This is a genomic window from Bradyrhizobium sp. USDA 4503 (assembly GCF_054055815.1).
Window position 1 is genome coordinate 2,926,569 of record NZ_JBSRXS010000001.1, and the last position, 25,081, is coordinate 2,951,649.

Here is a 25,081-nt window from a genome sequence, read left to right on the forward strand (position 1 = left end):
AGACACCGTAGTATCCCGGAGACAAAAGAAAACGGCGGGGTTTCCCCCGCCGTTCTCGAAGCACTTGCCGGCGCGTTTAGCGGAGCAGCTGCAGCACGCTCTGCTGGCTCTGGTTGGCGAGCGCCAGCGCGGAGACCGCGATCGACTGGCGGGTCGACAGCGCCTGGCTGTTGGCCGCTTCCTCGTTGGTGTCGGCCAGCGTCAGGTTGGACGAACCGGTCTGCAGCACATTGATCAGGTTCTTCGAGAAGTCCTGACGGATCTGCACGATCGACAGGTTCGAACCCAGCGTCGAGGCTTCGCTGCGCAACGCGGAGCTCGCCGAGCTCAGCGACGAGATGACGCTGTTCGCCGAGTTGTTGTCGAGGAAGTCGGTGCCGGCGGTCAGCGCCTTCAGTCCGAGGCCGCTGGCATTGAAGGTGACGCCGGTGATGCTCAGCGTCGACTTTCCGGTCTCGTTGAAGGTCAGCTTCAGGCTGTCGCCGTTCAACAGGTTGATGCCGTTGAACGAGGCGTCCTGCGCCGTGGTCGTGATCTGCGCGATGGTGTTGTTGTACTGCGTCACCAGAGCGGCACGCGCCGACTGCGAGGCCTGGTCGGCGACCGGGGCCGTGCCGGCCGCGCTGAACGTCGCGGTGCCGCCGCCGGTGTTGGTGAAGGTCACCGCACCGATCGTCGAGGACGCCGCGTCATTGGTCGTGGTGATGACAAGCTTGTTGGAGCTGTCGAGGCTCGCCGTCAGGTTGCTGGCCGCCAGCGACGTGTTCAGCTGCGCCAGCGACGTGCTGGCCCCGAAGGTGAAGCTGAAGGCGGGTTGGCCGGCCGAAGCCGCGATCGCCAGCACGTCACCGCTCTTGATCGTGGTGCCGTCGACGAGGTTGGCAGACGTGCCGCCGAGCGCCGCAGTCGAAGTGACCTGCGACCTGGTGGTGTAGCCGGTCGGGCTCTGCAGCACCTGGTTGGCGATCGACTTCGCGGTATCGACCAGCTTCTGCAGCGAGGTGATGCCGGTGTTGGCGGCCTGCAGCACCTGCACGCCGTTGCCGATGCCATCGAGCAGGTTGTTGATGTCGCTGGCGCGGTTGTCGAGCGATTGCGCGGTGAAGAAGTTGGTCGGGTTGTCGAGCGCCGTGTTGACCTTCTTGCCGGTGGCAAGGCGGTTCTGCGTCGTGGAGAGCAGATCGGCGGTGGACTGGAGGGAGAGGAGGTTCTGGCGAACGGAGGAGGAGAGAATGATATCGGACATTTTCATACCTTTCTGGTGTGAAACTGAGGAAAAAGCCGCTCCAATCCTTTCTGATCGGGCGGATGGCCGATCCTGCGGTCTGGCCGCGAAGGAAAAAGAAATCTCCGGCACGGTATTTGAGACAAAGGCCGAAGAATAAAATTGTCGCCATTGGGCGAGGTTCGCCCCGAAAACTACTGAGACGACTGACAATTCCGGCTAGATAACGACGCTAGCGCCCGCCCCTCGTTCACCAAGCATTAACCATCATGGGAAAGGATCGCTGTCGCATCGGCCCCTGCCCGCAACGGCGGCTGCTAAGCAGTGCCGAACCACTTCGCTCCGCCAGCGAAGACATCGCGCGACTGCAGGCAAAGGAGAACGGTCATGGCCCTGAAGGTCGAACTCAAACCGAACGAACGCATCATCGTCGGCAATTGCGTGATCACCAACACCGACCAGCGCGCCCGCCTGCTGATCGACGGCGACCGCATCCCGATCCTGCGCGAGAAGGATATCCTGACGCCCGAGACCGCGGACACGCCGGCGAAGCTGATCTATCTCGCCGTGCAGCTGATGTATCTATCGCCGGACCCGATGGCGCACCACCCGACCTATTTCAGTCTGGTGCGCGACATCATCACCGCGATGCCGAGCGCATGGCCCTTCATCGAAAGCGTCAACAACTTCATCCTCAACGGCGACCTCTATCACGCGCTGAAGGAATCCAAGAAGCTGATCGCACACGAAGAGAAGCTGCTGGAAACCGCGCGCGACCAGCAGAACGCCGAGCGGGACGACACACGCAAGAGCGCGTAGAGCTTCTTGTTTTGACGCGTTTTCTTTGCGCGAACCGGCGTCCGCTTCGCTTGAAAACGCTCCAGCCCCACTCGCCTCAACGAAAAAGGCCTCCGCGCGGAGGCCTTTTTGCTGGCTGGAGATGAGGAGCGCGCGATCAGCTGATCGGCAGGTATTTCAGGAGCGTCGTCTGATACAGCATCGACGTGGTCTGGTACGACGCCTGCAAGCTGGTTTGCAGCGCCAGGATCTTGGTCGCGACCTCGTCCTGATTGACGCCCTCGACCGAGTCGAGCATCGTTTCCGCCATCCCCTTCAGCTGGGTCTGCCGATCGGTGGCCGCCTTGGTCGCGGTCTGGGCACCGGCGAACTCGGCCTGCACGTCCTGGATCTGCTGCTGACCGTTTTGCGGGGCGAGGTTGCCGCTCACGCGCTGCGCGAGCGCCGTCACCTGCGCGCTCGCATTCGGGTTGCTGGCATTGGTGGTGACGGCTGCGTACACCGCGACGTTCTGCAGCAAATAGCGGAAGGCCTGCTCGTTGGCGCGCGCGCCATACTGCACGGTGATCGACTGATCGACCTGGGCGACCGCGGTGCCGCGCGCCGACCCCGGGCCATTCTCGCCGGTGTACCAGTAGACGGTGTTGCCGGGCGTGCCCGCGACCAGGTTGGTCGCGGTGTCGAACGGCGGTCCTCCTACCCTGAGCGGCGCCGGCGCTGCGGTGGTGTTGTTGGCGATGCCGAGCGCGCCGAGCGCGGCGGTGTTGGAGCTCAAGATCGACAGGCTCTCGCCGTCGGCGCCGTGCAGGGTGATCGCGCCGTTGCTGATGGTCGACGGGTTCTTGGTGCCGCTGATCTGGTCGATCTTGGCCATCAGCGTCTGCACGCTGTCGGTGACGTTGACCTGGTTGCCGGTGGCGCCCGAGGCCACGAAGGTGATCGGCGTGCCGTTCACCGTGATGGTATCGCCGGCGGCAAAGCTCGTCGACAGCGAGTCGGTGCCCGCCGTCCCCGACAGCGCCGTGGCGCCGCTGATCGGCGCCGGCGGCGTGTTCTGGTTGTTGACCGCCGCACCCGAGACGGTTGCGACCGGATTGAAGAAATTGTTCGACGCCGCCACCGCGGACGCCGCGACCAGCGACGTGTCGCTCAACGTCTTGATCGACGAGGTCAGTCTCGATTGCAGGTTGGCTGTCGTCGCCGCGGTGTCGGCGCCGATCAGGAACGAACCGGCGGGCGGCGGGTTCGTCGTCGTCGCCGTGAGTTCGATCGCTTCGGTGGTGCCGTCGGGCAGCGTGAAGTTGAACTTGATCTTGTCGCCGTCCTTCGGATTGACGGCGCCGAGATCGACCGAAGCGGTCTTCGGCGTGCCGGTCGGCTGCGTCACCGTGGCGCCACCCGTCAACGACGACTGCACCGAAAGGAGCTTCAGGCCGAACGGCGAACCGTCCTCGGCGATACTCGTGACCGTCGTGGTCGCCGGCGGCGACGAGACGCTCAGGCGCCCCATCATGCCGGCGCCCTGATCGGCCTGCTTGCGCTCATTGATGAGCTGCGTGAGGCCGGCCTGGGTAGCCGTGCCCTTGAGCATGGTATCGGCGGACACCGTGGCCGGCGTATCCATCGCGCGGCCGGAGAACAGATAGCGGTCACCCGACTGGCTGTTCAGCATCGCGACTGCGTTGGCGAAGGCCGCCTGCGCCGTGATCTGGCCCGAGGTCTGGCCGCTGTCGTTGAGCGTCAGCGTCGCCGTCGTCGCGGCGTTTTTCACCTGGGTCCCGACGTCGGACAGGCCCTGCAAGGTGAGGTTCGCGACACTCAGGCGCGTGTTGAGATTGGTGGCGGTATCGGAGAACGCGTTGATGCCGCTGATCTGCGCGCGCAAGCTGAGCGCGAAACCGCGATCGAGCCCCTGCCCCGCATAGGTCGTCGATACCTTGCCGGTCGCAAGCTGCGTCGTCAGGTCATTGAGCTGATTCCGCAGGTTGAGGATCGTGGTGCCGATATAGGAAGTTCTGCCGCTTACGCCGTCGATCGACATGTTACCCTCACGTGAGCTGCAGCAGCGCGTCGTACATCTGCTTGATCGACGACATCACGCGCGCATTGGCGGAATAGGCGTTCTGCAGCGAAAGCAGATGCGCCATCTCCTCGTCCATGTTGACGCCGGAGGTCGAGTCCATCTTGGTCTGCAGCGTGTTCAGCACGACGTCCTGGCCGTCAGCCAGTTGCTTGGCGGCGGTCGCCGACTCGCCCTGCTGGCTGATGAACTGCTTGGCAAAGTTGAGCAGCGTGCCGGTGAACGGCGCGCCTGACGTGCCAAGGCCGGTCTGCGGCGAATAGCTGTACGAGGCGTTCGACAGCTGGTTCAGAACGAGGTTGGCGCGCGTGGTGTCGCCGGCCGGCGTCTGCGGATTGGTCGAGTACACCACCATGCGCGAGGGATCGCCGATCAGGCCGGTGTTGACGCTGATGCGCGCGGCAAGGCCGGTGGTCTGCGAGCCGTTCGCGGTGATCGCGCCGGTGTAGAGTCCGCCATTGTCGGTGAACAGCGGAAGGTGCGGATCGCCCGAGGTCAGCGACGAAACCGTCGACGTGACCGACGCCGCGGTCACATCGGCCTTGTTGACGGCGCCGTCGTCGAGCACGCGCAGCGTCGACCCGGACGGATTGGAGAATTGCAGGCCGGTTCCGCCGAGTGCGCCGTTGAGCTGCGACAGCACCGAGCTCATGCCGCCTGAGAAATCGATGCCCAGCACCTCGTCGTTCGGATCGACGGTCGCGGTATTGCTCAGCGGCAGCACGTTCGGATCGTCGACGCGAATGATCGACAGATTATGCGTGAGGCCGGTGGTGTTGTCCTTGTAGGAGACGTGGATGGTGTTGCCGTTCTGCAGCCCCGAGAGGTCGAGGTCGAAGCCGGACTGCGCCCCCGCCGTCGCCGCGGTGCCCGCGGTCGTCTTGTCCGACAACGCGCTCGACATCGCGGCCGCGAACTGATCGATCTGTGTCTGGGCCTGCGCCAGCGTGTTGTCGCGCAACTCGAGATAGGCGGCGATCTTGCCGGAGCGAATCGAATTGGTCGACACCATGTCATAGGTGCCGCCATGCGGGAACGTGATGGTGATGGTGCCGACCGTGCTCTTGGTCGGGTCGGTATTGTACAACGTGTTGGGCGTCATCGTGCCCTGGGCGTTGAAGCTGAGCGTCGCGGCCTCGGTGCCGACCAGCTGCACGCCGGAATTGGTGAACACGCTCACCTGGTTCTGGCTGTTGGTGACGGTACGGATGTCCATCAGCTGCGAGAGCTGCGTGACGTAACGGTCGCGCTGATCGAGCAATGCCGCGGTCGAGGCATCGGTCGTGCCGCCATTGGCCGCCAGCTGGACATTGAGGCGCGCAATCTGCTGCAACGCATTGTTGGCGCTGTTGATGGAGTCGCTGATGCCGGCCTCGGCGTTGGCGCGCAGCGTCTGGATTCCCTGCGAAGTCGCGTTGAGCTGCTGCGCCATCGATTGCGCGGCATTGATCACGCCGATGCGGGCCGACTGCGATTCCGGGCTGGTCGACAGCCCCTGCAGCGCGGTCAGGAACTTGTTGTAGGCGTCCTCGATCGTGCCGGTGGAGTCGGGATTGCCATACACGCCCTGCAAATTGGCCAGAAAATCCGAGCGGACGTCGGCATAGGCCGCGCCCGACGTCTCGGTTCGGAGTTGGGTCTGCAGGAATTCGTCGAGCTGGCGGTTGACGCCGGTAATGAGGACGCTCGATCCGTACTGGCCGGTGGTGCCGGTGACCTGGTTGAGCGTCTTCCTGACGTAGCCGGGCGTCTCCGCGTTGGCGACGTTCGACGACACGAGCGAGAGCGAGGCCTGCGTGGCGCGCAGGCCCGACATCGCGGTGGAGAGGGCTTGGCTCAAACCCATGATGTGTACTCGCCTTTACTTCTTCACACGTGCAGCAACGATGCGATCAGCGCACCACGTTCAGGAGATCCTGCACCATCGAATTGGTTGTGGTGATCACCTTGGTGTTCGCCGAATAGGCCTGCTGGGTCACGATCAGCTTGGTGAACTCGTCGGCGATATCGGTGTTCGAGCTCTCGAGCGAGGAACCGACGATGGTGCCGGCCTTGCCGAACAGCGCCGCACCGGACTCGTCGGTCGCCTCGAACGCACCGCCGTCGATGCGCTTGAGGAAGTTGGTGCCGTTGAAGGTCGCCACCGAGATTTCGGCGAGGTCGATGTTGCGGCCGTTGGTGTAGTTGCCGACGATGCGACCGTTGGTCGAGACGCTGACCGACTGCAGCTGGCCGGCGGGGAAACCGTCCTGCTGGATCTGGTTGACTTGAACGTTGCCGTTGGCGTCGGCGAACTGGGTCACGCCGCCGGAGCCAAAATTGATCACGGGGCTGCCGAGCGACACGCCGTTGACGACGGCATTGGTGAGCGCCACCGAGGAGATCGCCGGCGACATCTGGCCGTTCGAGGCGAAGGTGAAGTTGACGTTGACGTTCTGCCACGAGACCTGCGTGCCGGTCGCATTGGGATTGACCTGATAGAACAGGTTCCAGGTGTCGGTATGTCCGCTGCCCAGCGAGGAGCTGTCGGTCTTGGCCCAGCGGAATTGCAGGTTCACCGGCGCACCCGACACGTCGTAGGCCGTGACGGCGCCGCCCGAGACGGATTCGTTCAGGAAGGTCGAGTTGTCGTTGCCGATAACCTGGCCGGTGCCGACCGTGCCGCCGCCGCCGCGAACCGCGACCGCCGACCCGGTGAAGCCGAGCGCCGCAAAGGCGGTCGCGTTCGAGCTCGTCACGTTGAGATCGGCCAATTTGCCGGAGTGCAGGGTGATCTTGCCGCCGCTGATCGTCGATGGCGTCGTGGTACCGGTAATCGCGTCGATCTTCGCGAGCAGCGTTCCGATGCTGTCGGTGACGTTGAGCTGGTTGCCGGTCGCCCCCGACGCCACGAAGGTGATGACGGTGCCGTTGACCGTGATCGTGTCGGCGGGCACGACGGGCGGGCCCGCAGAGCCGGCGCTGAAGTTGGTATTGATCGAATCGGTGCCGGCTGCGCCTGAAAGCAGGGTCGCGGCGGTAATGGCCACCGACGGCGTCGCCTTGTTGTTTTGCGCGGTGCCGGTGATGGCGGAATCGGTATACGGCGCAGCCGGCGTGCCCAGCACCAACGGATTGTTTCCACTGCTGAACGCGCCCGGCCGGATCAGCTCGGAACCGGGAACCGAGGTGTCGTGCGCGGTGGTCAAGGGATAGGACGCGAGGTTGGCGCGATAGTCGATCTTGGTGGTCTGCTGCGCCGGCAGGAAGTCGTTCTTGAATTGCAGCACCTGCGGCGATGAGCCCGCCGGGTTGCCGGTGGTCGGGTCGATCGGCACGCCCTCGAGATAGTAGCCTGCGCCGTTGACGAGATAGCCGTCCTTGTTGAGCTGGAAATCGCCGCGGCGGGTGTAGCGGTCGACGCCGTCGAACACCGGGGCGCCGTCGGTGAAGCTGCCGGGCTTCTGCACCGCGAAGAAACCGTTGCCGTTGATCGCCATGAAGGTCGCGACCGATGCCGACTGGACGTCGCCCTGCACCGAGTTGGTCGAACGGGACTGCGCGGTGACGCCGCCGGCAAGTTGCGCGGTCAGCGCGGTCTGCGGCACAAGGTCAAGGAATGAGGTATCGATGCGCTTGAAGGCGGTGGTCTGCGAGTTGGCGATGTTGCCGGAGATGTTCTCGAGCGCGTACGACCCTGCGCGCAAGCCACCGACAGCCGTCGTGAGAGCGCCGAAGATACCCATGACATGTTCTCCAATTCGATTCCCGGCGGCTGGCAATCACAGGAATGGCCGCATCGGCGGAGCATGTCGCAAAGGTCGTGCCACGAAACAAAACGTAACAAAATCATCCGCTTGAAAAAAATGCCCCGGTCGTTCGACCGGGGCACATTTGCCGGGAGCGGCAACAATTGCCGGGAAGGAATGTCAGGTCGCCGATGGCGCCGCCGGGTGAAACACCAGCGCGAAACCGTCCATGCAGTAGCGCAGTCCGGTCGGTTTCGGGCCGTCGTCGAAGACGTGGCCGAGATGGCCGCCGCAGCGGCGGCAATGCACCTCGGTGCGCACCATGCCGAAGGTGCGGTCCGACGTCGTGCCGACCGCATTGTCCAGCGGCTTGTAGAAGCTCGGCCAGCCGGTGCCGCTCTCATACTTGGTCTCGGACGAGAACAGCGGCAGGTCGCAACCGGCGCAGGCGAAGGTGCCCTTGCGGTGCTCCTTGAGCAGCGGGCTCGATCCCGGCCGCTCGGTGCCCTGGTTGCGCAGGATCTCGTATTGCTGCGGCGTCAGCTGGGCGCGCCATTCGGCGTCGGTCTTCTCGATCTCGAATTTCTCGGCGGCCTGCGCCGGCGAGGCGCGGAGCCAGCGGAAGGCGGCGAAGCCCAACAGACCGGCGACGGAAGCAAGCAGGATGCGGCGATCGATCATCAATCATCTCCGGTGCGGACGGCTCAGGGGGCGTGCCCCGAGGTTCGTCAACAGATACGAATCCCGCCGGCGGACGTTACATCCGCCCGTCGGAGATCCGCTCACTTTCTTGCGAGGCATCCGGATACGGCGCCTCGCCGTCCTCGATCTGCCTGGGCGCGGGCGGACGCGCCGGCCGCACAGCCGACGGGGGTGGACGGCGGAGTGCGGGTCCCCGGGTTCCCGCCCTGAGATTGGCCTCGGCGAGCCGCGCCTCGCGCAGGCGCTCCTTCGCACGCGCACCCTCGCGGTAGCGCGCCAGAACACCCGCCACGGACGAGGCCCCCCTCGCCCACAGGCTGACGAAATGACCGGCGACGCGGCCGGTGGTGCCGCCGGCCCAGACCAGCTCGAACGGCGAAAACAGCCGCCAACGATCGTCACCCCACAGGATGCTGCGCGCGATCAGCTGCCCGGCGAGCGCCGAGGTGTTGAGTCCCTGCCGGCCGAAGCCGCTCGCCACCCACAGGCCCCGGCGCAACTGGCCGATCTGCGGCATGCCGTGCACGGTAACGCCGACCGCGCCGCCGAACATCTCCGCGACCGGAACCTTGCCGAGTTGCGGAAACACCGTGGCGACGCGGCGCTGCACCGCCGAGCTGAGGCGCTCCGGCCGTGCGTCCCAGGTGGTCTCGGGGCTGGCCCACAGCAGCCGATCGCCATCGACGACACGGAAATGGTCGATGCCGTCGCTGTCGACGACCGAGCCGGGAAAGGCGATGGACTCCGCCAGCCGCTCCCCGAGCGGCTCGGTCAATGCCGCGTAGCGCCACACCGGCAGCAGCGTATCGGACAGCCGCTTCAACGGCGCACCGAGATGGATATTGCCGGCGAGGACAATATGGTTGGCCCGCAGCCGCGCCGTCGGCGTCACGATGCGTTTGCGGATGCCGGAAAAATCGATGCTGACGACCGGCGTCTCCTCGAAGATCCGCACGCCAGCCCGCGTCGCCAGCGCGGCGAGGCCGTGCACATATTTGCGGCCATCGATCTGGAACGCCTTCGGATAATAGATGCCGTGGAAATAGCGGCCGGTCCTGAGCACGCTGCGCACGCGATCGACCTGCCAGCCCTCGACCTCGGTCGCGAAATCCTCGCCCAGCGTCTGCAGGCGGCCGATCAGCGCCTCGCCGACATCGACATTGGAGACTTCCAGCGCGCCATCGCTCGGCTCGATGCCCGGGATCAAATCCTCGGTAGCGGTGGCGCGGACATAATCGGCGCCCTCCTTCGATAGCGCCCACAATTCGCGGGCATCGTCGAGGCCGACGCGCTCGATCACATCTGATATCGGCAGGCCGAATCCCGGCATCACGGTGCCGAGATGATGACCGGAGGCGTTCCAGCCGATCTGGCGGCCCTCGAGCACCGCAACGCTCGCACCGAGCCGCGCCGCCTCACGCGCCACGGTCAGGCCGGCCAGCCCGGCCCCGACCACGCAAATGTCGACGTCGAGGTCGAACGCCAGACGGTCGCGGAACGGCGAGGCCGCCTGATCGGGGCCGTCCGCCGCACTTGTGGAACTCTCGCTCATGGCGTTTCTTACGGACCGCTGCGGCGCTTGTCACCTTGTCCAGGGCATGAACCTGTAGAATTAATTCGACCTGACCGAATCGAGAATGGAAGTCCATGCGCCGTTTGCTGCTGCTGCGTCACGCCAAAACCGAACACGACGCGCCTTCGGGGCACGACCAGGACCGCCGTCTCGACGAGCGCGGCCACCGCGACGCGGCGGAGATCGGCGGCTGGATCGCCCGTCATCCGCCCCTGCCCAATCTGGCGCTGGTCTCGCCGGCGGTCCGCACCAGGCAGACCTGGGAGATCGTGCGCGAGGTGCTGAGGGGCGCCGGGCATGCGCCGAAAGTCGAATTCGTGCCGGACCTCTACGGCGCCGATCCGGTGCAATTGCTGACCGCGATCCGGATGGCTTCGGTCACCGATCCGAAGCGGCTGATGCTGATCGGCCATAACCCCGGCATGCACGAGCTCGCGCTGACCTTGACCGGCAGCGGCGACGAGGCCGCAAAGCGCGCGCTCGGCGACAATCTGCCGACCTCGGGGCTCGCCGTCTTCGACTTCGCGACCGACGACTGGAACGACGTCTCGTTCCGGCGCGGCAAGCTCGTCCTGTTCATCAGCCCTAAGCTGTTGAAGCAGGCCTCGCGCAGCTGACGCAAGCGGACAGCGCCGCGCGGCCATGCTATATTGACGTCTGCGCGACAGGGGGACCGGTTCGCGTCGATACCAGAACGACTTCAAGAAAAAGAAGGCGCGCGTCCCGGGCACAGGGACCAAACGGCTCCAGACCAATCGCGGACAGGAGGCGCAGATGTACAAGTCCATTCTCGTTCCGATCGACCTCGCCGATACCGACCTGGCGAAACCGGCGATCGCAACCGCTGCAACATTGTCGCAAACATGGAACGGGACGGTGCGTCTGCTCAACGTGCTGCCGATGACGCCAGTGATGCTCGCCGAATACGTGCCGGCGGATTTCGACAGCCAGCAGCGTGAGACGTCGGAAGAGGCGCTTGCGATCGTCGCGCGCGAATCCGGCATCGCACCCTCCCGCATCTCGGGCGTGGTCCGCCAGGGCGGCATCTATCACGAGATCCTCGAGGAGGCCGCGACCATGAAGGCCGACCTGATCGTGATGACCTCGCACCGGCCGGCGATGCGCACCTACTTCCTCGGCTCGAATGCCGGGCACGTGGTGCGCTACGCCAAATGCTCGGTGCTGGTGGTGCGGCACTAAAGCGGGATGCGTTACAGGGCCGCCGCAGGCGGCGCTGCCAAAATATCGAAAACAACCCCATGCAAAGTAGCCGGCGGCGGCCGGCGCTCGACCAGGCAACTTGACACGTCGGGCAACTCAGGGATATTCTTCTAGTATTCCGAAATCGCTCCCGCGTCCCACTCGCCCCCAGGCGGGAGACGGGACGCGCCCTATTTGCGGTCGCAGCCTAATCTCAGCCTGCTTTAATCCAACCAGACGTGGACTAGGGCGCGGACTCATTAAGGCGCAGCCATAGCCTGATTGACGCGAGTTGAACGAAGGCAAGATAGCTAGCGGCAAGCCTGTCGTACCGCGTCGCCACGCGACGACATTGTTTGATTCTTGATGCACGCGGACAATGGAGGTGTCGATCATCTGGACAGCGGCATCATGGGCGGCGGCAATCGCTTCTATGATGCGGCCCCAGACACCAGCCCGCCGCCAGCGGACGAACCGGTTGTAGCAAGTGGTGTATGGGTCAAACGCCTCCGGCAGATCACGCCAGGGTGCTCCTGATCGGAGGACCCAGAAGATGCCATTGAGGACACGTCGATCGTTCACTCGAGGAACGCCACGCGGCTTGTTCGGTAGCATCGGCCTTATGGCAGTCCATTCATAGTCGGCGAGTTCGTAGCGCATGATTCGAGCGAGCAGTTTGAGAGTTTGAATCACGGGAGTCCGGCCAAACGCAACGCTCCTGGCTCAGCCCCCGTTCGGCGCTTACGGGCAGAGGCGGACATCAACCTGCCGACAATCGCTGATGAATCCGTCGAGAATAGCCCAATGCGGACATTGCCCGCTTTCGCCTGTGTTCCGCGACACGCCGGCGCGAGGCCGGGCGATTGATCTGGATCAAGATGTGGGCGTGAAGGCGACCTTTACCTGACGCGATACGCTGGTCGCTACAGAGGCTACCATGAAGCTGTTGAAAGAGCCTTTGCTTCATTTCTTGATCGCAGGCGCCGCCTTGTTCGGCGCTTATGCCTGGATGAATCGCGCGCCGGAAGATCCGAACGCGGGCCAAACCCCGTCCCTCCAGGTCGGCGCTGGCGATATCGAGTGGCTGGCACAAAACTGGACCACTCAGTGGCGGCGTCAGCCAACACCGGAAGAGCTGCGCGGGCTGGTCACGGACTACACCGATGAACTGCTGCTCGCACGCGAGGCGCGCTCCCTGGGACTCGAAGATAACGACGTGATCGTCCGGCGACGCCTGGCGCAGAAACTGACCTTTCTTGTTGAGGATACCGCACGCCGGGCCGAACCATCGGATACCGAATTGCAGCAGTTCTACGCCGGGCATGCCCAGCTCTTCCGCAGCGATGCACGCATCTCGTTCACGCAGGTCTATTTCAGCCCGCAGCAACGCGCCAACGCGCAGTCGGACGCCACCTCAACATTGCAGCGGCTGCGCGACGACGGCGCGCTCTCGACGGCAGCCTTGGGCGACCGCTTGTTGCTCGAAGCTGATTTCCGCGACGAGACCGAGCAGTCTGTGTCCGCGGCTTTCGGCGGCGCCTTTGCACGGGCGGTGTTCTCGCTTGAGCCCGGTGTCTGGAGCGGCCCGATCGAATCAGGGTACGGCCAGCACCTGGTGCGCGTTTCGACCCGGCAAGAAGGCCAATTACGTCCATTTGCCGATCTGCGCGAGCAGGTCGTCGAGGCGTGGAGAAGCGAGGAGGAGAGAACGACGAAGGAACTGTATCTCGCGGGACTGCGCAAGAAATACCGTCTTGTCGTCGATGACGCCTTAAAGCCGCTGATGGTGCCGATCGCGGCCGCCTCCTCGAGGCAGCCGTGACAGCGCGCCGCTCACGCAAGCTTCGCTCCTGGGCGCACCACTCCGTCAAGCTCGCCATGATCGCGATTTTTGCGGCTTGGGGCCTTGCGTGGCCGACGCCCTGTTCGGCCCATGAGGTTCGTCCCTCCTATCTTGAAGTGCGCGAAGAGCGGCCCGGTGAATTCGACGTCCTGTTCAAGACGCCGATGCGCGGGCAGCTTCGCTTGGCGCTCACGGCGACTTTCTCCGGCAGCGCGGAAGACCTCACGCCGATGACGACGCGTGCTGCCGTCGATGCCGCCGTGCAAACGTGGCGCTTTCGCGCGCTCGTTCCGTTGCGTGGACAGACGGTGCGCATCGATGGACTTCAAAACACCATGACAGACGCCCTGGTGCGCATGGTCTTCCTTGACGGAACCAACTGGGTGCGGCGGCTCACTCCGCAAGAGCCGGCAGCAATGATACCCCTGCAGCAGACCGGTTGGTCGGTCGCCGGCGTCTATCTCAGGCTGGGTGTTGAGCACATCCTGTTCGGTATCGACCACCTGTTGTTCGTGCTGGCGCTGCTGATCCTCACCCGCGGGACCTGGCTGCTGGTGAAGACGGTAACCGCATTCACGGTCGCGCACAGCATCACGCTGGCACTGGCGACGCTCGGCTATGTGCATGTGCCGGCTGCTCCGGTCGAGGCGGTGATTGCCTTGAGCATCGTGTTTGTGGCCGGTGAGATCGTGCATTTGCAGCAGGGGCGTGAAGGCCTGGCGGCAAGAGCGCCGTGGTTGGTCGCGTTCACTTTTGGCCTGTTGCACGGATTCGGCTTTGCCGGCGCGCTGCGCGAGGTAGGGCTGCCGGAAGGACACGTGCCGCTGGCGCTCCTGTTCTTCAACATCGGGGTGGAGATCGGCCAGCTGCTGTTCATCGCAGCGACGATGTGCCTCTCCTTTTGGTTTCTGCGTTTTCACAGATCGAGAATCCGCTGGGCAAGCGTCGCGACGTCTTATGCCATCGGGAGTCTTGCCATGTTTTGGGTAATCGAGCGTATCGCTGCATTTGACGTGGCTCATCGATTTTGGGGAGGAAACACATGAAACGAACGGTGTTGCAGATCGTTACCGGGTTGAGTGCCGCCTGTTTCATCTCGCCAACATTCGCCCAGGACGTTGGCGCGCCGGAAAAGGATCAGCTCGAACAATCCCTGCAGAAGCCCGCCTATTCGCCTTACGTGAATCGCGAGTTTCCCACGCGACCGTTCTTTGGCGACACGCACCTGCATACTTCGTTTTCGATGGATGCCGGCGCATTCGGCGCCCGGCTCGACCCGAAGGACGCCTATCGCTTTGCCCGCGGCGAACAAGTCACTTCGAACACGGGCCAGCCGGTGAAACTTTCCCGGCCGCTTGATTGGCTTGCGGTGACAGATCATTCCGACAACATGGGCTTCTTCCCGGACCTGTTCGCGGGTAAGCCTGATCTTCTCGCCGACCCGACCGGTCGCAAATGGTACGACATGATCAAGTCTGGCCAGGGCGCCGAGGCCGCGATCGATATCATCGTTCAGTTTTCGCACGGTACGTTTCCGAAGGACCTGATGTACTTCCCGGGAACGCGTGCCTATCGGGGCGCGTGGCAGAAGACCATCGAGGCTGCTGAACAGTTCAACGATCCCGGCCGCTTTACCACCTTCATCGCCTACGAATGGACCTCGAATACCGGCGGCAACAACCTCCATCGCAACGTGATCTACCGCGACAACGGTGACAAGGCGAGCCAGGTCGAGCCGTTCACCGTGTATCCGCCCTACGGCAGCGACAATCCGGCCGACCTGTGGAAATGGATGCAAGGCTACGAAGCCAAGACCGGCGGCAGCGTACTGGCGATTGCCCACAACGGCAATTTGAGCAACGGAACGATGTTCCCCGTGGTCGAGGCTTTCGGCAAGGCCCTCGACCGCGACTATGCGGAGCAACGCGCCAAGTGGGAGCGGCTCTACGAGGCCACACAGACCAAGGGCACCGGCGAGTCTCATCCGTATTTGTCGCCGAACGACGAGTTCGCTGCGTTCGAAATCTGGGACAAGGGCAACCTCGACGGCAGTGTTGCCAAGAAGAAGGAAATGCTTGAGTTCGAGTATGTACGTTCAGCCTACAAGAACGGCCTCAAGCTCGAGCAGCGCCTCGGCATCAACCCCTACAAGTTCGGCCTCGTCAGCGGCAGCGATGCGCACACCGCCCTCTCCGCGATGGAGGAGAACAACTTCTTCGGCAAGACCGTTCCGCAAGAGCCGAGCCCGCACCGGATGGGCGCTACCTTCATCGATAACAAGACGACCGGCGTGAAGATCATGGATTGGGAGGTCGGCTCCTCCGGCTATGCCGCCGTGTGGGCTAATGAGAACACCCGCACGTCCATTTGGGATGCCATGCAACGTAAGGAGACCTACTCCACCACCGGCACCCGCGTGATCGTGCGCTTCTTCGGGGGCTGGGATTTCGTGCCCCAGGACGCGGACAATCGCCTGCCGGCCCAGGTCGGCTACAGCAAGGGCGTGCCCATGGGCGGCGACCTGCGCGCAGCGCCGCAGGGAAAGGTACCGACGTTTCTGGTCGCCGCGCTGAAGGACCCGATCGGCGCCAACCTTGATCGCTACCAGATCATCAAGGGCTGGCTCGAAAAGGACGGCAGCGTGAGTGAAAAGGTTTTTGATGTCGTCTGGTCGGGAGATCGCAAGCCCGGCAACGATGGCAAGCTGCCATCAGTTGGCGATACGGTAGACGTGGCGAATGCCACGTGGACCAACACGATCGGCGCGCCCGAGCTCATCACGGTGTGGAAAGATCACGAATTCGACCCAAGTCGGCCGGCCTTCTACTACGGCCGGGTGATCGAGATTCCGACCCCGCGCTGGACCGCCTACGACGCGAAACGCTACGGCGTCACGCCGTTGCCCGGCACCGCCATGAAGGTCACCGAGCGAGCCTTTACGTCACCCATCTGGTACACGCCGGCGAAGTAGTGCCGGGGCTGAAACGGAGGGCTTCATGCGAAAGCACCGGATTGCCGCAGTTTTCGTGCTCGGCTGGTGCGCTGCCTGGGCGCCGTCCCAAGCCCCGGCTTGCGGTTACCACGATGACGTCACGCTCGCGCGCGGCATGCTGAATTGGACCTACCCCGACGCGCTGCATGTCCTGGGCGCAATGGCGCAGGCGGTGAGCGAGCGGCGGCTTCCGCCCCCGGCGCGTACGCCCGATCTTTGGGCCTATCACCGCACCGTGCGATCGCTCGAACAGTTGGGAGAGCAGCTGCGGATACCGGCGGGTGAGAACGCGCCGATGGCTTTTGCGCTGCTGTTGATAGAGCCGATGTTATGGACTCGCTTCACGCCAGAGGGCGGCGACCTGCATGCGCAAGTTCATGTCTCTGCACCGCCTGTCGGCGAACTCGTCCTCATCAGTGGCGAGGACGTGGTTCGGGAGATAGCCAACCATCGCTTGTCGGTAGGCGACGCCTACCGACACGGCCTCATCCGCCTCTACGGCACGGAAACCGAGGTGTCGCGCTTTCTGCAGTTCTATTGCCGGTGTGCATAAATGCGTTGGGTCAAGTCCAGCAGCAGTCTTGATCCTGCGCTGAACAAAGCGTTGATTTTCGCCGCCATAACCGAAACAGTAACCGGCCTTGCCCTGGTAATCGTTCCGTCACTCGTCGGACATTTGCTGTTCGGTGAAGACCTTTCTGGTATTGCCATTCCGATCGGGCGACTGACCGGTATTGCCCTTATCGCGCTAGGCATTGCTTGCTGGCCCGGTCCGCCGCTAATCGGCATGTCTTCAGCACGGCACCGGTGGCAGCGTCACCGCTATTGCTATTTCGTGAATCTGGGCCTTGTGGATGTCGGCGGCGTTGGCGCCGCGGGCTGAAGATTGAACGTCAGCCAGACGTTCCAGCCTGCTGGCCGATTTTCATTGGCGAATTCGCCATAGCCCTTCAGGTTCAGATATCCCTGCATGTCTCCGACCGGGAAAATGTAGCCGACCTGCGGGCCGACACCGGCCACGCGCGACCGGAAGCAGCCGACGCGATCGCCGGAGCCGCTGTCGCAGCCGAGCTGCTGATAGAGGTAACCGACGAGGCCGACCTGCCACTGCTTGGTCAGGAATTGCGATGCGCCCCAGTCGAGGTGCATGTCGACGCCGCTTTGATATTGGGTGGAGGGGTTGACGAAGTTGTAGGTGAATCCCAGCACCGTCGAAAATTCATGCCCGGTCTTTGGATCGAAATAGGTGTAGCCGCCGCCTGCGTCGACTGTCCAGTGCCCAAGCCCCAGATTCGCCAGGCGGCCCGACTGGTAGGCGCCGACCGGAAGGTCGGCGGTAACGTACGTCATGTAATTGTTGACACCGGCATTCCAGCGCAGCGCGAACTGCGGGATCAGGTCGCCGAATGCAATGAGCGAGCTGTCGATGCTGTCAAACCGGGAGAAGGGGAACGTGCCGCCGCCCGGTCCCGTCAATGTCCCAACGAGCGATCCCGCCAGCGACGTGGAGTTGGAGCCGTAGGTCGCCAACAGGCTGGCAGAAGCCTGACCGCCCAGCACGGGTGTTGCAAAGGTGTAGGTCCCGGCCACAAGGCCAAGGTTCACATTCGCATTGACGTTCGCGTTGACGTTGGCCGTTAGATTCGCGGGAAAGCGACCAAGCGTGATTTCGCGCGACCGTGCCACGTCGCCGCCGGCGGAAACGGAGGTGTGATAATAAACCGTGGTTACCGACCAGCCCGGCGCCTGCTGAGGAACGGCCGCGAGGCTGCCAAAAAATCCGGGTATCCAAAAGCTGATGCCATTTTCATCGGCGCGAGCCGGTTGGGTGAAAAGCGCCAGCAAAGCGGCAAGCGCCCCGACACTCAAATGCCACTGCGAAAAAAATCTGCGTCCCAAATTCGGTTTAAAGTACCGCATCGCCGATTCCCCGACTCTCGCGATCCCACCATTGCTCCGGCGAGGTAGAAACTCGGAAAGAATAAGCTGACGCCGCCGTTCGTCCACGCGAATTCGGCACACTTGAGTTCAGCCGGAGGTTTATTGGAAGGTTGTGTCCATAACGCCACAGCCTTGGCACTTTTTGCATAGCCGTCAGGGGCTCTCGGCAAAGACGAGGCGGCCTGGCTCGATTGATCTAGATCAATAAATGAAGGATGCGTTACTGGAAGCATCTCATCTTGCTAGGTTCGTAGGCGCGGCGTTGTGACTTGGACCTGCGCCTTCCATTTCTATCGACCATCTTCTCGGACGTTGCCCAAGATTCGCTTTCTCTTGAACGACGGGGCCAGTCGTTATGGCCACGGCTGAAAATCTTCTGCTGGATCCGCCGCATCACGGCGCGGATCGGCTTGGATGACGGGCGGCTCGCATTGGACAGCCCGGTATTGGAGAGGATATCCCATGCACCCTGCAATCATGGCCATGGCGGCGGCTACTCAATTGCTGACGCCCATTTCCGATGCTGTCCCAAAATTCAACGTCGAGGCTACTTGCAGAGCGTCGGTAGAAGCCGACAAGGCGATGAATTTGAGCTTGCCTCAAAGTTTAGACAAGTGTTTGAGCGATGAGAACTCAGCGCGTGAACAGCTGAGCCCGATTTGGTCTTCGTACTCCCCGGCAGTCAGGACCCAGTGTGAGGCCGAGGCGACGATAGGCGAAGCGAGCTATGTCGATCTCTTGACCTGCCTTCAAATGACTGATGGATCAGTCACGACCTCGGCAGCAGCTTTGCGGGGCGCGAGCAAAAAGAAAAAGGCTCCAAACTAACCCGTACTGTCGCCGCGGCGCCTGCTGCCGGGGGATAGATCGGACGTCCTCATGACTTGATCCAGGATGTTCAGGGTTGTAGTCGCGCCTTCACACTTAGTTGTTACAAGCATGATTGCCTTTGCTGCCCGGATTGCAAACCTTTGCTGCCCGGCTACAACGTGATACTCTAGGTTGTGCCGCTGCGAACGGCGTAGTCGGCCTCGCGCTCCAGATACTCGATCGTCTTTCTGACTGACCAAGGCGTTAAACGCTCCCCCGACGAATCGGCGAGCTAGAAAGCTGCCGAGAGATTCTCGAAATTGCTCGGGGCGGCGATCGTAATTTTGAAAACTCGTTCATTGCGAGTAGCTCATGCACGACGTTGGCGTTGCGGCAGGCGTACCTCTGTCGGATGGGCCCAGCCAAAGGGGCATGATCTGGATTCCGGGCGGCACGTTCCGCATGGGCTCCGACAGGCACTATGCCGAAGAGGCGCCGGTCCATCGCGTCTCGGTGAGCGGCTTCTGGATGGACCGCACGCCGGTCACCAATCGCGATTTTCGCAAGTTCGTCAACGCAACCGGCTACGTGACGTCAGCGGAGACGCGGCCTGACGCAAAGGACTATCCGGGCGCACTGCCGCACATGCTCAAGGCAGGCTCGCTGGTTTTCACGCCACCGAAGCGTCCAGTCGATTTGCGCGACTGGTCGCAATGGTGGAATTTCAAATTTGGCGCCAACTGGCGCCGGCCATATGGCCCCCGCAGTTCGATCAGCGGCCTCGACGATCATCCCGTGGTCCACATTGCCTATCGCGATGCCGAGGCCTACGCGGCGTGGGCAGGCAAGGACTTGCCGACCGAAGCCGAATGGGAGTTTGCCGCGCGCGGCGGCCTCGACGGAGCCGAGTTCGCCTGGGGCGACGAGCTCATGCCCGCCGGCAGGTCAATGGCGAATACCTGGCAAGGCGCTTTTCCGTACGAAAATCTCAGCAGCGACGGTTACGCGCGCACCTCGCCGGTGATGGCGTTCCCGCCGAATGGCTACGGCCTTCATGACATGATCGGCAACGTCTGGGAGTGGACGACAGATTGGTGGTCCAGCAAACATGAGGCCGACGCGGCCAAGGCGTGCTGCATTCCGGACAATCCACGCGGCGGGCGTGAGCAAGACAGCTTCGATCCGTCTCTGCCCAGGATCAAAATTCCCCGCAAGGTTCTCAAAGGCGGCTCGCATCTCTGCGCGCCGAACTACTGCCGTCGCTATCGCCCGGCTGCGCGCCATGCGGAAGCGGTGGATACGTCCACGAGCCATGTTGGCTTTCGATGCATCATGAGGAAGGGAGCAAGTGATGAGCGACGACAAGGATAACGCCTCACGCGATATGAGCCGTCGAAATGTTTTGCTCGCGACGACAAGCCTGGCGGCGGCATCCGCACTAGGCGCCGCCGCATCAGTCGAAAAGGCACTGGCCCAGGCGCAGCAGGCACCGAGCGGCCAGCGGCCCAATATCGTCGTCATCATGGGGGACGATATCGGCATCTGGAATATCGGTGCTTACCATCGTGGCATGATGGCCGGCCGGACGCCGAACCTCGACAAGATCGCCGCAGAAGGCATGCTGTTTACCGATTATTACGCCGAGGCGAGTTGCACCGCAGGCCGCGCCAACTTCATCACCGGCGAGCTGCCGATCCGCACCGGCATGACAACGGTCGGCCAGGCCGGCGCCCCCACGGGCTTGCCGGCGGAGGCTGTGACCATTGCCACCGCGCTCAAGGGCATGGGCTATGCCACCGGCCAATTCGGCAAGAACCATCTTGGCGACAAGAACGAATTTCTGCCGACCGTGCACGGCTTCGACGAGTTCTTTGGCTATTTGTATCACCTCGACGCGATGGAAGATCCGGCCCACCCTGCTTATCCGCAGGACCTGTTGAACAAGGTCGGCCCGCGCAACATGATCCATTCGTGGGCGACCAATGTGGACGACGCCACCGTGGATCCCCGCTGGGGCAAGGTCGGCAAGCAGAGGATTGAAGACGCCGGAACGCTCTATCCCAAGCGGATGGAAACGGTGGACGATGAAATCCGAGACTTCGCCTTGTCGTTCGTTGAAAGGGCCAAGGCCGATAACAAGCCGTTCTTCTTGTGGCTCAATCCGACCCGCATGCACATCGTCACGCATTTGTCGCCGAAGTACGAGGCGATGCGCAACTCCAAGAACGGCTGGTCGATTCATGAAGCCGGCATGGCGCAACTCGACGACGATGTCGGCCTCGTCATGAAAAAACTCAAGGACATGGGCGTGGATGACAACACCATTGTCATCTTCACCACGGATAACGGCACCGAAGTCTTCACTTGGCCGGATGGCGGACAGACGCCTTTCGCGCAGAGCAAAGGTACGGTCATGGAAGGCGGCTTCCGCGCGCCGGCGATGATCCGCTGGCCGGGCAAGGTCCCGGCGGGCAAAGTCGAGAACGGCATCATCTCCGGGCTGGACTGGTTCCCGACCTTGCTGGCGGCTGCCGGCAACCCGAACATTGCCGAAGAACTGAAGAAGGGCAAGCAAATCGGGGATCGCACCTACAAGTGCCATCTGGATGGCTATAATCAGATGGACATGATCACCGGCAAGGGGCCGTCGAATCGACACGAAATCTGGTACTTCGGCGAGAGCGAACTGGGGGCCGTGCGCATCGACGACTACAAGTATCGTTTCATCGACCAGCCCGATGGCTGGCTGGGCGCAAAAACCAAGGTTGACGTCCCCTACCTGATCAACCTTCGCCTGGATCCGTTCGAGCGAACGGGCTGGCCTGATAGCGGGACCAAATACGGCGCGCAACAGTACTTCGACTGGTTCAAATATGAGTTCTGGCGCTTCGTGTTCGTCCAACAGGAGGTCGAGAAGCTGGCCATGACCGCAATCGAGTTTCCGCCGATGCAGAAGGGCGCGAGCTTCAACCTCGATTCCGTGAAGGCGAAAATCGAGGCCGCCAGGACCGCAATGGCGAAATGAGATTCATGATCGTGTTGGGCGGCGTCCATGCCGCCCAACACCGTCTCCTCCGGCCTTTCGGCCGGCGTTCGACCAGGCGATTTGACACGTCGGGCAACTCAGGGACATTCTTCTAATATTCCGAAATTGCGCACGAAGATGCCGTTGAGGACGCGGCGGTCATTCGCTCGTCGCACGCCGCGCGGCTTGTTGGGCAGCATCGGCTCGATGGCAGTCCATTCGTCGTCGGAGAGTTCGTGGCGCATGATTCGGCGCCTTCGGTCAGGCGCTGGAACCACGGCTCGGCAGTCAGCTCGATGAGGCGCTGACCGACGGCGATCGGTCGCTATGCACCCGAAAGTGGACGCATTGTACTCACGTAGAGTTCTTCGCCGACCCAAGGCGGAGATCAATTGATCTAGATCAACCAAAGTTGCGTAGCTTCCGCGAGTTTAAGCCCGAAACGGACCAGCGGTGCTATCCCAGCCACGAACGGCATATCCGTTGCGCTGCACAGCAGCCACCATAGGCCCGAGTTCCAGTGGACCCGCGCTGCCCGAACAGTGGCCGATGACTACCGAGCGGCCGACCGCTCGGAGACAGATGTCGCCCAGAGACGGCCGGATGACCGTAATCTCGGAGACACGCCGGTATTCGTAGGAGGCAGCCATGCGCGACAACGAACAAGGCAAGAAGTCCAATCGTCCTTCCTCCTCTACCAACAGAGTCGGGATCACTCGACGACGTCTGCTCGGCTCCACCTCACTCCTTGCGGCATCGGTCGTCACGTCGACTGTCCAACCGCGCACGGCATATGCCGCGACAGACCCGGTACTGCCTAGACCAGAGCCGCCCTTCTCAGGGAAAATCGAACGCACGGTAAAGGGCTCGGTCTCCGACTTTCCAAAGAGTGTTGAGGCCCCAGCGGGGGCACCGAACGTCCTCCTGATCTTGACTGACGATGTGGGCTTCAGCGCGACCAGCACGTTTGGAGGGCCTATCCAGACCCCAAACTTTCAGCGGCTTGCTGACAGTGGGCTTCGCTACAACAGTTACCACACCACCGCGCTGTGTTCTCCCACCAGGGCCGCACTGATCACCGGACGCAACCATCACTCGGTGGCCAGCGGAGTCATTACTGAGTTCGCGACCGGCTATCCCGGCTACAATTCGCTGGTGCCGAAGAGTGCCGGTTCCGTAGGGGCGGTACTCAAGGAGAACGGCTACAACACGTCATGGTTCGGTAAGATGCACAATGTGCCGGACTGGATGTCCAGTCAGGCGGGCCCGTTCGATCTGTGGCCGAATGGACTGGGCTTTGAATACTTCTATGGGTTCATCGGCGGTGATAGCGACCAATGGCACCCGGCGCTCTACGAGAACACGACGCCAATCGAGCCCTATTTGGGCGACCCTACCTATATCCTGGATCGCGATCTGGCCGACAAGGCGATTGCCTGGATGCGGATGCAGCACGCGCTCGCGCCCAACAAGCCGTGGCTACTCTACTACGCGACCGGCACCGCGCACGCACCACATCACGCGCCGAAAGACTGGATCGCGAAATACAAGGGGCAGTTCGATCAAGGGTGGGACAAGCTGCGCGAGGAGACGCTCGCGAGGCAGATCAAGCTCGGAGTTGTGCCGCCCGATGCCAATCTCACCGCCCGCCCGGAACAGATCCCAGCGTGGGATTCCTTGTCGGCGGACCAGAAGCGCCTGTATGCGCGGATGATGGAAGTGTACGCGGGTGCCTTGTCACACGCCGACTATAACATCGGACGTCTGCTCGACGCCGTCGAACAATCAGGCCAGATGGATAACACACTCGTAATTTTCATGATGGGCGATAATGGCGCGAGTGCCGAGGGCACCCAGCAGGGCACGACCAACGAGGTCGCTACCGCCGCCAATGGCGTGACGGAGAGCCTCCCGTTTCTGCTCTCGATGATTGACGAGCTGGGCGGCCCGCTGACCTACAACCACTATCCGGTCGGTTGGGCGCACGCGATGGATACTCCGATGCAATGGACGAAGCAGATTGCATCGCATTTCGGCGGCACCCGCAACGGCATGGTGATATCGTGGGCGGCACGCATCAAGGACAAGGGCGGCTTGCGAACCCAGTTCTGCCACGTGATTGATATCGTGCCGACAATCTATGAGGCCGCGGGGATCACACCGCCGGATATGCTGGATGGTGTGAAGCAGAAGCCATTGGATGGCACTAGCCTTGTCTACACCTTCTACAACGCCACCGCGCCGACGCGCCACGGCACTCAATATTTCGAGATGCTTGGGAATCGTGCGATTTACAAGGACGGCTGGATGGCGAGCACGACACCACTTCGCCTGCCTTGGGTAACGAGCGGATACGAGCCGAACCCGGATGACTTCAAATGGGAGCTTTACAACGTCAATGATGATTTCAGCCAGGCAAACAACTTGGCTGCGAAAAATCCGGATAAGCTCAGAGAGCTACAGGACGCGTTTGATGTCGAGGCACGGAAGTTCAATGTCTACCCGCTCGACTCCAGCTTCGCATCCCGGGTTGATCCGGCAATTCGACCCAGTCTCACCCGCGGACGGAGCGAGTTCGTCTACTATCCGGGAATGATCCGCATTCCGGAGGGTTCAGCGCCTGACTTCAAAAATAAATCATGGACGATTGCTGCCGAAGTCGCCATCCCGCGAGGCGGTGCAAACGGCGCGTTGGCGACAATAGGGGGGCGCTTCGGCGGCTGGGCACTGCTGGTAATGGACGGCAAGCCTGTCTTCGCCTACGCAGTTTCGAACCAGCCCGACCACAAGTTCAGAGTTGCTTCCGATCAGCGGCTTCCGGTAGGCAATCATATCGTCCGCGTTAAATTCGACTACGACGGCGGTGGCATTGGCAAAGGAGCTACCGCGACGCTGTTAGTAGACGAAAAGCAGGTCTCGCAAGGTCGTGTTCCACAGACGATCCCTGCTCGCTTCTCACTGGACGAAACATTTGACGTTGGAGAGGATACCGGAACACCTGTGCTAGAGGAGTACGCCGACCAAATGCCGTTCCGCTTCACTGGAACGCTCAAAAGATTTGTCGTAGTGCTCGAACCTTCGAAGCTCAGCGCCGACGAGCAGCGCCGACTGCACGAGCAATTGGCAGAGGCGTTGGCGGCCGTTCACTGATCGATCAAGATGCG

20 protein-coding genes and 2 pseudogenes are annotated in these 25,081 nt (G+C 62.5%); 13 read left to right on the top strand and 9 right to left on the bottom strand.

What is annotated here, in order from left to right; all coding sequences use genetic code 11:
- Positions 1-76: 76 nt before the first annotated feature.
- A complete protein-coding gene (locus ACVMIH_RS14435; protein ID WP_028337699.1) occupies positions 77-1,246 on the bottom strand; it encodes a flagellin N-terminal helical domain-containing protein in 1,170 nt (389 codons plus the stop codon).
- Between ACVMIH_RS14435 and ACVMIH_RS14440 the strand changes: the two genes are divergently transcribed.
- Together ACVMIH_RS14440 and flbT are read left to right on the top strand one after the other, a co-directional pair.
- Entirely contained in the window at positions 1,233-1,385 is a 153-nt protein-coding gene (locus ACVMIH_RS14440) for a hypothetical protein (RefSeq protein ID WP_159109478.1), read from the top strand. The genes ACVMIH_RS14435 and ACVMIH_RS14440 overlap by 14 nt on opposite strands.
- A gap of 227 nt (positions 1,386-1,612) precedes the next feature.
- A complete protein-coding gene (gene flbT, locus ACVMIH_RS14445; protein ID WP_028337700.1) occupies positions 1,613-2,044 on the top strand; it encodes a flagellar biosynthesis repressor FlbT in 432 nt (143 codons plus the stop codon).
- Between the two features lie 136 nt (positions 2,045-2,180).
- On the opposite strand, the gene ACVMIH_RS14450 is transcribed toward flbT, so the two are convergent.
- The 5 genes from ACVMIH_RS14450 to ACVMIH_RS14470 all read right to left on the bottom strand — a co-directional run bounded on the left by ACVMIH_RS14450 (position 2,181) and on the right by ACVMIH_RS14470 (position 10,085).
- Positions 2,181-4,064, bottom strand: a complete 1,884-nt coding sequence (locus ACVMIH_RS14450; protein WP_456862265.1) for a flagellar protein — start codon at positions 4,062-4,064, stop codon at positions 2,181-2,183.
- A 7-nt stretch (positions 4,065-4,071) separates the two neighbouring features.
- A complete protein-coding gene (gene flgK / locus ACVMIH_RS14455; protein WP_168855002.1) occupies positions 4,072-5,949 on the bottom strand; it encodes a flagellar hook-associated protein FlgK in 1,878 nt (625 codons plus the stop codon).
- Between the two features lie 46 nt (positions 5,950-5,995).
- A complete protein-coding gene (locus ACVMIH_RS14460) occupies positions 5,996-7,828 on the bottom strand; it encodes a flagellar hook-basal body complex protein (protein WP_057016673.1) in 1,833 nt (610 codons plus the stop codon).
- A gap of 183 nt (positions 7,829-8,011) precedes the next feature.
- Positions 8,012-8,512 carry a peptide-methionine (R)-S-oxide reductase MsrB gene (gene msrB, locus ACVMIH_RS14465; RefSeq protein WP_456862267.1) on the bottom strand — a complete coding sequence of 167 codons (501 nt, stop codon included), beginning with the start codon at positions 8,510-8,512 and terminating at the stop codon, positions 8,012-8,014.
- A gap of 76 nt (positions 8,513-8,588) precedes the next feature.
- The gene (locus tag ACVMIH_RS14470; RefSeq protein WP_456862269.1) at positions 8,589-10,085 is read right to left on the bottom strand and encodes an NAD(P)/FAD-dependent oxidoreductase; all 1,497 of its coding nucleotides are present in this window, start codon (positions 10,083-10,085) and stop codon (positions 8,589-8,591) included.
- Positions 10,086-10,180: 95 nt separating this feature from the next.
- Between ACVMIH_RS14470 and ACVMIH_RS14475 the strand changes: the two genes are divergently transcribed.
- Positions 10,181-10,723 carry a SixA phosphatase family protein gene (locus ACVMIH_RS14475; protein ID WP_456862271.1) on the top strand — a complete coding sequence of 181 codons (543 nt, stop codon included), beginning with the start codon at positions 10,181-10,183 and terminating at the stop codon, positions 10,721-10,723.
- 157 nt (positions 10,724-10,880) lie between these two features.
- Positions 10,881-11,306: a universal stress protein gene (locus tag ACVMIH_RS14480; protein ID WP_016840840.1), complete on the top strand. Its 426-nt coding sequence runs from the start codon at positions 10,881-10,883 to the stop codon at positions 11,304-11,306.
- A 357-nt stretch (positions 11,307-11,663) separates the two neighbouring features.
- Here ACVMIH_RS14480 and ACVMIH_RS14485 read toward each other — a convergent pair.
- A pseudogene (locus ACVMIH_RS14485) lies at positions 11,664-11,966 on the bottom strand (IS5 family transposase); the annotation flags it as partial.
- 277 nt (positions 11,967-12,243) lie between these two features.
- Here ACVMIH_RS14485 and ACVMIH_RS14490 point away from each other — a divergent pair.
- From ACVMIH_RS14490 to ACVMIH_RS14510, 5 genes are read left to right on the top strand one after another with little or no spacing between them, the layout of a single operon-like run.
- Entirely contained in the window at positions 12,244-13,128 is an 885-nt protein-coding gene (locus ACVMIH_RS14490; protein ID WP_456862273.1) for a peptidylprolyl isomerase, read from the top strand.
- A gap of 56 nt (positions 13,129-13,184) precedes the next feature.
- Positions 13,185-14,195, top strand: a complete 1,011-nt coding sequence (locus ACVMIH_RS14495) for a HupE/UreJ family protein (protein WP_456866484.1) — start codon at positions 13,185-13,187, stop codon at positions 14,193-14,195.
- Positions 14,192-16,120 (top strand): DUF3604 domain-containing protein, encoded by a 1,929-nt coding sequence (locus tag ACVMIH_RS14500; RefSeq protein ID WP_456785380.1) that lies wholly within the window; start codon positions 14,192-14,194, stop codon positions 16,118-16,120. Before ACVMIH_RS14495 ends, ACVMIH_RS14500 begins: the two co-directional genes overlap by 4 nt.
- Positions 16,121-16,145: 25 nt before the next feature.
- Entirely contained in the window at positions 16,146-16,694 is a 549-nt protein-coding gene (locus ACVMIH_RS14505) for a hypothetical protein (RefSeq protein WP_141340719.1), read from the top strand.
- Positions 16,695-17,024 (top strand): hypothetical protein, encoded by a 330-nt coding sequence (locus ACVMIH_RS14510; protein WP_199805218.1) that lies wholly within the window; start codon positions 16,695-16,697, stop codon positions 17,022-17,024. It begins immediately after the preceding gene.
- Here the strand turns inward: ACVMIH_RS14510 and ACVMIH_RS14515 are convergent.
- Complete coding sequence (locus tag ACVMIH_RS14515) at positions 16,970-18,061, bottom strand: SphA family protein (protein ID WP_456862275.1); 1,092 nt, start codon at positions 18,059-18,061, stop codon at positions 16,970-16,972. The genes ACVMIH_RS14510 and ACVMIH_RS14515 overlap by 55 nt on opposite strands.
- 483 nt (positions 18,062-18,544) lie before the next feature.
- Between ACVMIH_RS14515 and ACVMIH_RS14520 the strand changes: the two genes are divergently transcribed.
- The 3 genes from ACVMIH_RS14520 (at position 18,545) to ACVMIH_RS14530 (ending at position 21,917) form a co-directional block, all read left to right on the top strand.
- Entirely contained in the window at positions 18,545-18,910 is a 366-nt protein-coding gene (locus ACVMIH_RS14520; protein ID WP_456862277.1) for a hypothetical protein, read from the top strand.
- 354 nt (positions 18,911-19,264) lie between these two features.
- Positions 19,265-20,263 (top strand): formylglycine-generating enzyme family protein, encoded by a 999-nt coding sequence (locus ACVMIH_RS14525; RefSeq protein WP_456862279.1) that lies wholly within the window; start codon positions 19,265-19,267, stop codon positions 20,261-20,263.
- 13 nt (positions 20,264-20,276) lie between these two features.
- Positions 20,277-21,917, top strand: a complete 1,641-nt coding sequence (locus ACVMIH_RS14530; protein WP_456866486.1) for an arylsulfatase — start codon at positions 20,277-20,279, stop codon at positions 21,915-21,917.
- Positions 21,918-22,045: 128 nt separating this feature from the next.
- Here ACVMIH_RS14530 and ACVMIH_RS14535 read toward each other — a convergent pair.
- Positions 22,046-22,162: pseudogene (locus tag ACVMIH_RS14535) on the bottom strand (transposase); the annotation flags it as partial.
- Between the two features lie 403 nt (positions 22,163-22,565).
- On the opposite strand from ACVMIH_RS14535, the gene ACVMIH_RS14540 reads away from it, so the two are divergent.
- Positions 22,566-25,067, top strand: a complete 2,502-nt coding sequence (locus ACVMIH_RS14540; RefSeq protein WP_456862280.1) for an arylsulfatase — start codon at positions 22,566-22,568, stop codon at positions 25,065-25,067.
- Positions 25,068-25,081 lie beyond the last annotated feature (14 nt).

What these genes read in the sequence shown, in the direction of transcription:
- ACVMIH_RS14475 (WP_456862271.1), top strand. Translation starts at nt 10,181, where the DNA reads ATGCGCCGTTTGCTGCTGCTGCGTCACGCCAAAACCGAACACGACGCG.
- ACVMIH_RS14510 (WP_199805218.1), top strand. Translation starts at nt 16,695, where the DNA reads ATGCGTTGGGTCAAGTCCAGCAGCAGTCTTGATCCTGCGCTGAACAAA.
- flgK (WP_168855002.1), bottom strand. Translation starts at nt 5,949, where the DNA reads ATGGGTTTGAGCCAAGCCCTCTCCACCGCGATGTCGGGCCTGCGCGCC.
- ACVMIH_RS14495 (WP_456866484.1), top strand. Translation starts at nt 13,185, where the DNA reads ATGATCGCGATTTTTGCGGCTTGGGGCCTTGCGTGGCCGACGCCCTGT.
- ACVMIH_RS14525 (WP_456862279.1), top strand. Translation starts at nt 19,265, where the DNA reads ATGCACGACGTTGGCGTTGCGGCAGGCGTACCTCTGTCGGATGGGCCC.
- msrB (WP_456862267.1), bottom strand. Translation starts at nt 8,512, where the DNA reads ATGATCGATCGCCGCATCCTGCTTGCTTCCGTCGCCGGTCTGTTGGGC.
- ACVMIH_RS14460 (WP_057016673.1), bottom strand. Translation starts at nt 7,828, where the DNA reads ATGGGTATCTTCGGCGCTCTCACGACGGCTGTCGGTGGCTTGCGCGCA.
- ACVMIH_RS14470 (WP_456862269.1), bottom strand. Translation starts at nt 10,085, where the DNA reads ATGAGCGAGAGTTCCACAAGTGCGGCGGACGGCCCCGATCAGGCGGCC.
- ACVMIH_RS14490 (WP_456862273.1), top strand. Translation starts at nt 12,244, where the DNA reads ATGAAGCTGTTGAAAGAGCCTTTGCTTCATTTCTTGATCGCAGGCGCC.
- flbT (WP_028337700.1), top strand. Translation starts at nt 1,613, where the DNA reads ATGGCCCTGAAGGTCGAACTCAAACCGAACGAACGCATCATCGTCGGC.
- ACVMIH_RS14435 (WP_028337699.1), bottom strand. Translation starts at nt 1,246, where the DNA reads ATGTCCGATATCATTCTCTCCTCCTCCGTTCGCCAGAACCTCCTCTCC.
- ACVMIH_RS14500 (WP_456785380.1), top strand. Translation starts at nt 14,192, where the DNA reads ATGAAACGAACGGTGTTGCAGATCGTTACCGGGTTGAGTGCCGCCTGT.
- ACVMIH_RS14440 (WP_159109478.1), top strand. Translation starts at nt 1,233, where the DNA reads ATGATATCGGACATTTTCATACCTTTCTGGTGTGAAACTGAGGAAAAA.
- ACVMIH_RS14505 (WP_141340719.1), top strand. Translation starts at nt 16,146, where the DNA reads ATGCGAAAGCACCGGATTGCCGCAGTTTTCGTGCTCGGCTGGTGCGCT.
- ACVMIH_RS14540 (WP_456862280.1), top strand. Translation starts at nt 22,566, where the DNA reads ATGCGCGACAACGAACAAGGCAAGAAGTCCAATCGTCCTTCCTCCTCT.
- ACVMIH_RS14480 (WP_016840840.1), top strand. Translation starts at nt 10,881, where the DNA reads ATGTACAAGTCCATTCTCGTTCCGATCGACCTCGCCGATACCGACCTG.
- ACVMIH_RS14515 (WP_456862275.1), bottom strand. Translation starts at nt 18,061, where the DNA reads ATGCGGTACTTTAAACCGAATTTGGGACGCAGATTTTTTTCGCAGTGG.
- ACVMIH_RS14530 (WP_456866486.1), top strand. Translation starts at nt 20,277, where the DNA reads ATGAGCCGTCGAAATGTTTTGCTCGCGACGACAAGCCTGGCGGCGGCA.
- ACVMIH_RS14520 (WP_456862277.1), top strand. Translation starts at nt 18,545, where the DNA reads ATGCACCCTGCAATCATGGCCATGGCGGCGGCTACTCAATTGCTGACG.
- ACVMIH_RS14450 (WP_456862265.1), bottom strand. Translation starts at nt 4,064, where the DNA reads ATGTCGATCGACGGCGTAAGCGGCAGAACTTCCTATATCGGCACCACG.